This window comes from Chryseolinea sp. H1M3-3 (assembly GCF_029360725.1).
Taxonomy (GTDB): Bacteria; Bacteroidota; Bacteroidia; order Cytophagales; family Cyclobacteriaceae; genus Chryseolinea.
This window is the reverse complement of the sequence record NZ_JARKMY010000014.1, coordinates 403563-413697: the sequence shown is the minus strand read 5'-3', so window position 1 is coordinate 413697 and position 10135 is coordinate 403563. Positions and strand designations below refer to the sequence as shown.

Sequence of the window (10135 nt, the reverse complement as noted above, 5' to 3'; positions counted from 1 at the left end):
TTTTCATTCATCAGGCGATAGGTTTTCTTTCTGTTTATATCGTATCCAAGAAGCCGCAGTTCATCGTTCACCATATCATAACCGTAGGCGTTATAAGGATCACTAATCACTCCTTTGATGTCTTGGGGCACTAACGCGTTGCTCACCAGTACTCCATGCTTTATTGTCTGAGTAGTAGCTACCTTGCCACGGGGTCCAGGATGGGATTTGTAATAATAACTACTCCGAGGTAGTCCGACCCATCTTACAAGGTCTTGTATACAACCTTGATGTATATAATCTTTTACCATACTTACTTTCTCTTGGGTTGGATAGGAGTTTTTTTTAGCATCTCGGTTTTAACCTCAAGCTCTAGAGCCTGCTTAGCAATAATTCGTTTCAGCCTTTCATTTTCCTCTTCCAAAGCACGAAGGGCAGGATCAACTCTTTTGTAAGCTGGTTTTAACCCTTCAGAGCCTTTGTTAAGATATCGTTGCTTCCACTTGGCTAATAAGGCAGGAGATAAATTGTATTTCCGACAAGTCTGCATATAGCCTTCCCGTTCAGCTTCCTGAAGTAGGCTCAATCTGTCTTCAGGTGTAAAGGATCGTTTTGTTCTTGGCATATTTTCCTAAATTTAACTGTTACAAATCTGTTTGTTAGATTTTGTACAGTCATTTAGGGGGCTAAGACAATAAAGCGTATGCGGTGTTGAAAGCACCTCTCGGTCAGCCGTTGCTCAATAAATTTAATCGGGAGAATGATGATAACAAAGTAAACCCGCATATGATTTATATACTCGTGTTGGCCGCTGGGCATTTCTGTCCGACTGTAAGCTCCCCCGAAGTTCGGCCATTTGAAAGTTGACTATAAATGTTCAATTTTAAAATGGTTATTATGAAAAAAACAAAATTCACAGAAACACAAATTGTAAAAGCGATCCAGGAACATGAAGCTGGTCGCAAGGCAGAAGACATCTGCAGAGAAATGGGTATTACGACGGCCGCATTTTATAAGTGGCGCCAGCGCTATGGTGGAATGGAGGCAAGCGAAGTTAAGAGGATGAAAGAGCTTCAGGAAGAAAATTTACGCTTAAAGAGAATGTATGCAGACCTGAGCCTGGTACATGAAGCACTAAAGGACGCGGTAGCAAAAAAGCTATAACGCCTGATGAAAAAGGCATGCTGGTTCGTCACATGATGGAAGCACATGGTGTGAGCCAACGTCAGGCGTGTAAAGCGTTGAGTGTGCCACGGAGTTCCTATCAATATATTTCCAAACCAAAAAATGATACTCCGGTAATCAATGAATTACAATCATTGGCTGAAAAGCATCCAGCGATTGGGTTTTGGCAGTCATATTTCCGATTAAGAAGAAAAGGATTTATGTGGAATCACAAAAAAGTATATCGTATATATACAGCATTACAACTTAACATTCGAAGACGATTTAGAAAGCGTTTGCCTACCAGAGCAAAGCAAGCTTTATATCAACCATGCGCTATCAACGAAGTATGGTCTATTGATTTTATGAGCGATAGCCTATGGGATGGGCGTAAGTTTCGACTTCTAAATATTGTAGATGATTTTAACCGACAAATTTTGGCTTTGGAGGCAGATCTTTCCTTGCCGACGCTTCGTGTGATACGAGTGTTAGAATACCTGAAGGAATTTCGAGGGCTTCCAAAAATGATTCGCGTTGACAATGGTCCGGAATTTATCTCTCACGTTCTTGATGAGTGGTGCCGGAAGAATGGAATTACACTGGTATACATTCAGCCCGGTAAGCCTATGCAAAATGGCTATGTGGAACGTTGTAATGGCAGCGTAAGAAAGGAACTACTCAACGCCAATATATTTTATTCACTTCATGAGGTAAGAGAGAAAATCGAAGAATGGATGTTGGATTATAATTACGAACGACCGCATCAATCCCTTAATTACAAAGCACCGATAGATCTATTAGAGGTACTTTGCTAACTCACCAAAAAGCTGAAGACTATTATTATTACGATGTTGAAATGTGGATTACTCCAACAGCATATGTTTTTTTCAACGCAGAAGTCAAATGTTGGAGTTATCCATATATCAACATCTAAACCAATGCGTTTCGCTCCGCTTCTTTATGACAGAAAACGTAAAATTAAATTCAATCCAATTTTGCTTAATCAAATAAAAAACGAAACTTTTGAGTGGCCCAATTTTCGGGGGAGCTTACACGACCATTTAAAATTCACTAATCTTAGTCGTTTTACAAGCCTTGGCAGCCAAACGAAAAGTTGACTGCCGTTAAATCAAAGGTCAGACGGAATTGTCCAGTGAGACAAATACTATGAAGCAATTTCAATTGGTTTTCTTTGTCTCGTTAATAAATATAAAATCAAACAGTTGACCCCAACTATCAATAATCCCAAAGATATCGTCATAAATATTCGGTCAAATGCTAATATAAATACAAGCCCGAAAGTTGTTGGAAAAATGCATATGCTAAAGTGAAAAATCATTCTCCATATTTTATGAGCTTTTGAGTTTAAAATTCCGAATGTAAAAGATGTCAATGTTATCTGAATGAGTACAAACGGAAGATACCAAAGTTTGTCATTGCTGTTGTATTGAATACCTTCTTTAATTACAAATTCATCAAATGCTAACAGTTCTTTTTGTTTTTCCATTGTCAAATCTTTGAGCTGTAAATCAGACATTCCAATTGGAGAGTAAAAATTCACTTTAAATGTCGGTCGATGTTTTATGAATATTGTAGGTTCATAAAATTCATCGTCTCTAAAAATTCCGACAAAAATCCATGTTAGGATTAAAAAAGTTGTCCCAATTAGAATATTTAAGTTTCTTGTCAAATCAGTCTGTCTTTTGTATTTTGAAACTAATCTTAATCATTTAGTTGAAATCTTTTTATCTGCGAATGCCTTGTGGCCAACGTCGATGTATGCGCCGTTTAAATTTACCTTGGCGTTAAAAATATTAAAAATTTAAATGGCGCATACATGTTGTTAGTGGCTGTCCCTATTTTGAACTTGGAATTTTCCCCTCCATCCATTCTTGTTTTTGCTTGCCTTCGGCCATAAGCAAATTTGAATTTTCAAAGTCAAGAAGTCCAAAAGCAATTACCATATATTTTGTGTCTAAATACTGTTTTTCAACTTCATTCGGTTCGGAAGGTATCAGATAGCCCACAATCCTTACTTTGTCACCAACTTCATTAGATTCGTTCTTAAACACTAAGACTGTCCATAGATGATTATCAGCACTAATTTTAAGTTTGTAAAATGGCGTATTGTTTCTACTATTTTCAATTTTTTCTATCATCCCATCAAAGGCAATTATTTTTCCGTCAAACTTATTAAGTTCCTCTACACTACCAATATGAATATTTGTCGGGAAGGATTTGGGGTTTACTTTAGTTGTCGGTGCATTACTTTGTCCAAGTAATGTACTAGCTGTTGATATTAATAGTAAAATTGAAAGCAATATTCTCATGTCATTATTTTTCCGTTTAAAATGGCCACTAAGGTGCGTGTATGCTCCGTGCGCCACGCCGTCAGATACATACAATCTAGCAATTTTTAGTGTTTCGTTCAATGTCCACGGACTTGCAAAAGATCCTGTATGCACACTTGGCCGAACTTGAGTGAGGGCTACCGTCCGTGGCTTCGGTAAGAGCTGCGGAATAATTTGATACAGAAAAACACAAAAATTGCGGCGAGGCCGGCGAAGTGAATTGACAGCAGTGTAGCGCATGGGGCATACACGATGTTAGCAAGCGTTTCTGTACCACTCGTGCTATTCTTCATCTCTCTCCACTAATGGATAGGTATAGACTACCAAGACTTCATCATCAAGCAATGCTTGGTCAAAATACCGAAGTTGATTTTCATTTCCCTCGTAATCCGATCGATCAACCTTGAAAACATCTTCTATTTCAAATTCTTTCCATCCGTTGTCTCGCATCATTCTAAGTGCCCTTTTCGTTGCATCATCGACGTCTTCGCAGTTTATCCAACAATTGATCCATGCTCCAGCAATATCCTCTGGTTTCTTTGGGATTCTTATTGGCTTTGCGTGATAATTCAGAAGAACCATAATAAATGCTTGCTAACGTTTATGTATGTGACGTTGCTGGTTTTGAAACACTAAACTGTCCCACGAACAAAACGCTATTTAAAAACTAAACTACAAACTTAAACCGAACCCAGCAATGGCACATACATTGTGTTAGGCGCTGGCTTTACTCCGTCAATTCGGTAAGGTTCAAATTTAAATCTCGCATCACCTTGTCCACAACGGCTACTTTGTCAGGTGGGATATTGACTGTAGCGATTCCTCCAAAGTCAACCTGCCAAAACCCTCCATTTTTTGTAAGTTCTTGTCCAAGGAATAAATAGTCGGTTTGATTTGTTTCAATTGTCAGTACAAACCGCCTAGTGATGAAATCGGACTTCTTAATAATTCTCAAAATTTCATGATCTCCCTCTTCATTAATTTTTGTCTCAAACTCAGTCCCCCGAGTCAATTTACAATTGAAAGCATCGTTGTCTATCATTCTGAATACATTATCAGAGATTCTTTGGACAAACATTGTTGTCGTGGTTTTTTCTTGTCTGTCGTAAAGTTTTATCTTAGTTTGTTGTGTGTCCATAGCAAAAATCTTGCGCCTAACGCCGATGTATGCACCATTTAAATTTACCTTGGTGTTAAAAATAATTAAAATTTAAATGGCGCATACATATTGTTTTGGCTCGTGCTTTTACGCTCCAACCTTTGATACGTTTTTTTTGGCTATGTCTTCAGTCAATCGGCAAATACCTAGGAAGTATAAAAGCGGCAAAAGAATCCATACTAAGTAAAACCTGGAAGTGTTCTCAGGCGAAAATATACCACAGTCAAATATCCCTGTCATCGGATCGTAGATGCTTATTATATCAACTAGTTCTTGCCCGTTAGACTCTAAGTAAGTTAAATCAAATGATGGCCAAGACGCTGAAAATCGAGTTGTATTCTCGTATGTCTCAAGATTACTAAAGAAGATTATATGAAACATGATTAACTGCAAGGCAACAAATGAATATATAGCAATCCTTGTATGTCTGAAAACACAATAGACAAATATGAATACCAACCCAAAAGTCAATGTCTGATAACCTATGTGATAGCCATGCCAATAAAGGTCAAAACTAAAATCATACTCATCACTTAACCAATCCTTAACAACCAGTCCAGTTAAATTCAAAACTAAATTGATACTCATCCATGTCAAGATGGTCCAACCTATGAATCTAATATCTATTTTTTTGTCTTGAGTCACTGTCCTAAAAGTATGAGCCACAATGCTGACATATAAAGCGTATGCGGATTAACACCACATTACCATCAAGCGTAGCTGAATAAAGTTACTTGCAGAAACGGAGATAGCAAAATGAATCCGCATATGATTTATATATGCTGTTGGCAGCTGCTTCTATTTCATCGACTTAACCGCTTCAAGAAACCGTTGGTAGTAGTCGTCAATAGTCCTGGCTTTTATCTCTGTCCATTTGCTCTTTGGATGACTGAGCTCCTTTGTTTTCTTATTTTGCGCAGCGTCCATGCCGTGAAGATTTATCCACCTGTGGTCATAATGTTCGTCGTTGGTCCTAACAAATTCCACCACTTTGTTAACAGTTGCTCTGAGGGAATCGATATTTTCTAAAGCAAATTTGTTAATCTCTGTGCCATAAATATCGGTTAGAATGGAGGTCGCCTGTTCAGCAGTATTGTCTAAGCATAAATTAGCGTCATAACGTGCCCTTAGTTGAGCCACGTAAAACCAATACGCGGCTTCTCGCTTACGACCACGTTTAAAAAGCTCGTTTGACAATGCAAAAACAACGGGAGGATTATAATAATTAGGATTGTTTAGAACACTGTCAATCATTTTATCTTTTGAAATGACATTGCCGCCTTTTAAAATTTCTACGATCCCATTGTGTTTCTCAACGTCTATTTCTTTGTAAATTCCTTTGGCTTTAATCTGCCTGGTTTGTGCGTAACAAACGGTAAATAGTCCTAATGTTAAGAAGATCGTTAGTTTAATCATTTATTTTTATTAAGTCTACTCTATCCAATAGAATTGCTGCCAACGCTCGGCTATAAGACGTATGCGTGTAAATACTTACATCTTTGTCCCTCGTTGCTGGCATAATTTAACAGCACACACTTTAAGAACCTACACAATAGCATATGTTTTATAACCATTGTTGGCAGCCGTTATTCAGAACTCCACTTTATGTTTTGTGCAATAGTATTTAGGGTCGCAATCAGTCACAACACAACCTCCTAAATGAACTTTGTTAACTGTGGAAGCTGAGTCCCTTGTCTGTCCTATTAGTCCATAAACAATTGGGATAATATTATCGGTATGCTCATTTGGGCAAATGGGGATTTGGTCAGCGGGATGGTCGTATAAGCAAGGTCCTGTTACCGTGACATGCAATTCCAATAATTGCCCATTCATAACATAAATACTATCTGAAACAATCTTTGTTTTCCCATGTCCACTTATTTGGAAAGTGTAGTACCCTGTATCCAAACCTTTGTACTTTATCTTTTCACCAAGAGTTGGGAAGGATGATATTTCGGTGTGGTTTTTAATTAATTCTATGATTGCAGGCTTATAGTCTGCTGTCACGTTTATAACGATGGTGTTGGATTGCTCCGCCTGTCCAAAACTAAAAGTAGCAAAAGATAGAAATATTATCGTTACCAGAATCTTCATAGAATAGATGTTGTAGGCAGCCATTAATCTGGTTTCTCTTGTCTTGCTTCAATCTCTTCATCAGGAACTTTATAGTTGGTTGTTACATATTCCCATTGCTGTTTTTCCCACTCCCTGTAGTCCGGTCGCATCTCGACTTCAACTCGATCATAGCATGAAAATGTATATCCGGTCGCAAGTGACATTCTTTTGGCTGCTTCGTCCGGCTGTTCCTTTCTCTCCTCCATGTTATAAATGAATACATCAAATGCTATTGTCAAATCATTCGGATTTAATGTCCAACGCGGTCCACACACAAATTCGACTTTAGCACAACTACAAAACAAATCATATGCCACTTGAGTCAAACCAGTCCTACAACACGCTAATAAAAATATGCAACCATAATTCATACATCCAGATTCACACATTATTCCACTGAAGTCACTCCATGATAGATTAAACCCTTCTTCATCATTGTCCCCGAACACTTGATGATTAGCATGAGCGCATAAATATATATAGTCATACTTTGTCCCGCTGCCTAGACCATTCCGTAATTCGTTCTCATTCTCCACATTTAAGACGTCTACCTCCATCTTAAATATTTTACATGTAGCCACTATATGTGCAATTTCTGTTGGGCAAACGTCTGATGCTGCTTTGATGATTAGTAGTCTCTTCATTTGAATAATGGCTGCCAACGGTCAGTATATAAAGCGTATGCGGGTTTAAAAACTAATCGCGATCAACCGTTGGCTGCTAAATTTACATGCAGAAGTTGTGATAGCAAAATGAACCAGCATATGATTTATATACCCGTGTTGTAGGCAGTTTAGGTTTATTCAATAGAATCGATATTCAACATTTTATAGTATTTATCGTCCAATTCCTCTAACCGATCCTTGGTCAATGGCACATGATTTGCCTTTAATTCTTCGCGCACGATTTCCAAAAATGTTTTTTGTTGCTTAGTCAACGAGTCGTCTTGATTTGAGTAGTAAGTGATTGTACCCTCAAAGTCGTAAACAAGCTGTTCAAGAGCAGCCCATCCAACGTGACATCCAATACCAAAAAATTCATCAAGGCTTTCTGCGATGACAACATTATTTCGTGTAGCCATTGGTACGGTCATAACTATTGGTTTATTGGCGCCCTGTCCAACATCATTGGTAATTATTCCAAAATGGACACCATCTCCACCAGTCCTGGCAAACGTCCTCGAATTTTTTGGTGTGCAGAAATACCCCTCATCAGGATGTCTGACCGGTTCTATTCCGCAGTAATCAACACAATTATATAATTTCTTACCGAACCTAGCGCCGAACTTAGCTACGATAATCTCGTCCATTCTCCAAAAGTCTTCGAGTGAAATCATGTCGTTCAGTCAATAATTGCCTACAACGCTAGTATATAAGGCGTATGCGGTTTAAGACCACGTTCTAAAAAAATGCGTCTCAGTAAATTTACATGCACGTAAGATGATATCAAAATGAACCCGCATATGACTTATATATGTTGTTAGCCCTGTTACGAACCACGATACAGCATATGTATTATAGCTGTTGGTGTGGGTCGTTGCGTCTTACTCCACTCTAATTGATTTGAGTGTACCAATTGCAAATTCCAATTCCTCTTTTACTTCTTTCTCGTCAATTCTATCCTTGTCAATTACGAATGAACAAATCAACAATGTGCCCTTGTCTCCTGTTGTCCAATTGTAAACCATTAAACTATCTCCGTCCTGTTCTACCTCTTTTTCCCAATAGACTGCGTCCTTGTCCCCCAGTTTTATTAATCTCGAATTTGGTTTTCTTTCAAGTTCGTCCTTTATATTCTTCTTGAGTCTCTCCGGTTGCTGCTGGGCTTTCTCGTCCTCAAGTCTCATTGCCGTGATCCGCAGATTCCCTTTCCATTCCTCATTGTCCATGAACAGATACGTTCCATCATCCTCTATAGATTGTGTCCAATGTTCAGGATAGTTTAACTCAAACCATCCGAGCGAAGATTCAAAAGTCTTTTGTCCCACGTGATCGCAGCTAATTAAAATTGTTAGTAATAGTATTTTGATTTTGTTATCCACTTTGTCCGGAAGCAATGACCCACAACGTTAAAATATAAGGCGTGCCGGCAAAACCATTTCAAAATCAAATACAAACCTCGCTGGCATGACTTATACTTATGTGTTGGCAGTAGTTTTAAATCACGCGAATTCTTCATCATCGACCATGTCTTTTTCCCTCTTGCTCAGTTTACTATTCTTCAAGATCTTGATCATTAAGAATGTCTCTTTGACATCACGGCCATTCCAAATCGTATTAATATGTTGTCTTAGGAGTTTCTTATTCTCGTCAACCCAAAAATCAATATTAAGTCTGCTGCCACCTTGCCAATAAGATCGTTTCAAAGTGACATCAAGTTTATCTAGGCTGGTCACAAACCTTTTCATATTGTCAAAATCAGTGTACTCAATTATCAAATTCCCTTCGTCATCAATTTCCAGTTTAGTTATTGTTTTTTTTTCATTGTGGTATACCGTCAGGAGGCGAACTAGTAAACTCCAAGAAAGGCACAGAGTGATTATGAAAACTCCCCATTCAAGATTGTCCTTTGTCGGTCTATCTGTCACAACGAACGAGCCTATTCCCCAAAGTGTAAAAATAATAAGTATCAAGATGTGTGTTTGCACAAATCGTTTTACGAATTTTTTTCTTGGTTTTTTTATAATCAACTGTTCCATGTAAATTACTGCCAACGATCGAATATAATGCGTGCCTCTCAATAGAAGCTTCAACCTTCGCGCGTTGGTTTTTCAATTTAAATCTCCGTTCGTCAAATCAAAGCGCAATGGCATGCATTATATTTTGTGTTGTGCGTAATTGGTTCACGGAAAAAGCCATACTATTCATCTTCATCAAGACCTTCCAGCCAGAATGAAATCTTATAAGAAATTTCGTTTATCCACCCTTCAAACTCTTTTAACTCCGCAGCTGAAATTAGATTGTTGCGCCGAATCATGCCTTCCGGATCTGTTCCCCATGCTTTTGCATAATGGCAAATTGTCCACAAATCGAGCATTAGTTCCTTCTCTAAAGTCTTGCTGCTCTTAATATCATCCTTCAACACATTTAAACACTCTATAAGATTTGCAAATGCTTCTCTATTCAAACCTCTAAACGGTCGAAGAGATGGAAGAAAGCCATTCGTCCATCGAGTCGATTCGATATCTGGGTGCAGACCACTGTGAAATTTCAATTGTTCTAATGCTTGCTCTTTAGTCATCTCTTTGAACCAATTACGCACAACGCCAATGTATGCCGCGTGCGCCACTTTCAATTAGTAACTACAATCTAGCGCTTTTTGTGTTTGCCTTCAAGTTCATGCGAGTGTTGCGAAGAACATAATTGCG

Annotated in this window: 13 protein-coding genes and 1 pseudogene; 1 reads left to right on the top strand and 13 read right to left on the bottom strand. The window is 38.3% G+C overall.

Features of this window, described 5'->3' with window-relative positions; genetic code table 11:
* Positions 1 to 290, bottom strand: a pseudogene (locus tag P2W71_RS22920) (hypothetical protein); the annotation flags it as partial.
* A 2-nt stretch (positions 291 to 292) separates the two neighbouring features.
* Entirely contained in the window at positions 293 to 604 is a 312-nt protein-coding gene (locus tag P2W71_RS22915) for a transposase (protein WP_276373732.1), read from the bottom strand.
* A gap of 272 nt (positions 605 to 876) precedes the next feature.
* On the opposite strand from P2W71_RS22915, the gene P2W71_RS22910 reads away from it, so the two are divergent.
* A protein-coding gene (locus P2W71_RS22910; protein WP_276373731.1) for an IS3 family transposase occupies positions 877 to 1958 on the top strand; the annotation gives its coding sequence in 2 pieces (ribosomal slippage) (positions 877 to 1129 and positions 1129 to 1958; 1083 coding nt in all).
* 350 nt (positions 1959 to 2308) lie between these two features.
* Here P2W71_RS22910 and P2W71_RS22905 read toward each other — a convergent pair.
* From P2W71_RS22905 to P2W71_RS22855, 11 genes are all read right to left on the bottom strand, one after another.
* Positions 2309 to 2833, bottom strand: coding sequence for a hypothetical protein (locus tag P2W71_RS22905; RefSeq protein WP_276373730.1), 525 nt, complete (start codon positions 2831 to 2833; stop codon positions 2309 to 2311).
* Between the two features lie 166 nt (positions 2834 to 2999).
* Positions 3000 to 3473 carry a hypothetical protein gene (locus tag P2W71_RS22900; RefSeq protein WP_276373729.1) on the bottom strand — a complete coding sequence of 158 codons (474 nt, stop codon included), beginning with the start codon at positions 3471 to 3473 and terminating at the stop codon, positions 3000 to 3002.
* A 303-nt stretch (positions 3474 to 3776) separates the two neighbouring features.
* Complete coding sequence (locus P2W71_RS22895) at positions 3777 to 4076, bottom strand: hypothetical protein (RefSeq protein WP_276373728.1); 300 nt, start codon at positions 4074 to 4076, stop codon at positions 3777 to 3779.
* A gap of 145 nt (positions 4077 to 4221) precedes the next feature.
* Entirely contained in the window at positions 4222 to 4632 is a 411-nt protein-coding gene (locus tag P2W71_RS22890) for a hypothetical protein (RefSeq protein WP_276373727.1), read from the bottom strand.
* Positions 4633 to 5451: 819 nt separating this feature from the next.
* Complete coding sequence (locus P2W71_RS22885) at positions 5452 to 6069, bottom strand: hypothetical protein (RefSeq protein ID WP_276373726.1); 618 nt, start codon at positions 6067 to 6069, stop codon at positions 5452 to 5454.
* A gap of 174 nt (positions 6070 to 6243) precedes the next feature.
* Complete coding sequence (locus P2W71_RS22880; protein ID WP_276373725.1) at positions 6244 to 6747, bottom strand: hypothetical protein; 504 nt, start codon at positions 6745 to 6747, stop codon at positions 6244 to 6246.
* A 23-nt stretch (positions 6748 to 6770) separates the two neighbouring features.
* Positions 6771 to 7412: a hypothetical protein gene (locus tag P2W71_RS22875; protein WP_276373724.1), complete on the bottom strand. Its 642-nt coding sequence runs from the start codon at positions 7410 to 7412 to the stop codon at positions 6771 to 6773.
* 155 nt (positions 7413 to 7567) lie between these two features.
* Positions 7568 to 8104 (bottom strand): hypothetical protein, encoded by a 537-nt coding sequence (locus tag P2W71_RS22870; protein WP_276373723.1) that lies wholly within the window; start codon positions 8102 to 8104, stop codon positions 7568 to 7570.
* Positions 8105 to 8311: 207 nt separating this feature from the next.
* On the bottom strand, positions 8312 to 8755 hold the full coding sequence (locus P2W71_RS22865; RefSeq protein WP_276373722.1) for a DUF3805 domain-containing protein: 444 nt from the start codon (positions 8753 to 8755) through the stop codon (positions 8312 to 8314).
* A gap of 174 nt (positions 8756 to 8929) precedes the next feature.
* The gene (locus P2W71_RS22860; protein ID WP_276373721.1) at positions 8930 to 9466 is read right to left on the bottom strand and encodes a hypothetical protein; all 537 of its coding nucleotides are present in this window, start codon (positions 9464 to 9466) and stop codon (positions 8930 to 8932) included.
* A 161-nt stretch (positions 9467 to 9627) separates the two neighbouring features.
* Positions 9628 to 10008 carry a hypothetical protein gene (locus tag P2W71_RS22855; RefSeq protein ID WP_276373720.1) on the bottom strand — a complete coding sequence of 127 codons (381 nt, stop codon included), beginning with the start codon at positions 10006 to 10008 and terminating at the stop codon, positions 9628 to 9630.
* Positions 10009 to 10135 lie beyond the last annotated feature (127 nt).

Bases quoted from the DNA above. Each gene is read 5' to 3' on its own strand.
- P2W71_RS22870 (WP_276373723.1), bottom strand. From the start codon at position 8,104: ATGATTTCACTCGAAGACTTTTGGAGAATGGACGAGATTATCGTAGCT.
- P2W71_RS22880 (WP_276373725.1), bottom strand. From the start codon at position 6,747: ATGAAGATTCTGGTAACGATAATATTTCTATCTTTTGCTACTTTTAGT.
- P2W71_RS22855 (WP_276373720.1), bottom strand. From the start codon at position 10,008: ATGACTAAAGAGCAAGCATTAGAACAATTGAAATTTCACAGTGGTCTG.
- P2W71_RS22895 (WP_276373728.1), bottom strand. From the start codon at position 4,076: ATGGTTCTTCTGAATTATCACGCAAAGCCAATAAGAATCCCAAAGAAA.
- P2W71_RS22890 (WP_276373727.1), bottom strand. From the start codon at position 4,632: ATGGACACACAACAAACTAAGATAAAACTTTACGACAGACAAGAAAAA.
- P2W71_RS22900 (WP_276373729.1), bottom strand. From the start codon at position 3,473: ATGAGAATATTGCTTTCAATTTTACTATTAATATCAACAGCTAGTACA.
- P2W71_RS22915 (WP_276373732.1), bottom strand. From the start codon at position 604: ATGCCAAGAACAAAACGATCCTTTACACCTGAAGACAGATTGAGCCTA.
- P2W71_RS22885 (WP_276373726.1), bottom strand. From the start codon at position 6,069: ATGATTAAACTAACGATCTTCTTAACATTAGGACTATTTACCGTTTGT.
- P2W71_RS22875 (WP_276373724.1), bottom strand. From the start codon at position 7,412: ATGAAGAGACTACTAATCATCAAAGCAGCATCAGACGTTTGCCCAACA.
- P2W71_RS22860 (WP_276373721.1), bottom strand. From the start codon at position 9,466: ATGGAACAGTTGATTATAAAAAAACCAAGAAAAAAATTCGTAAAACGA.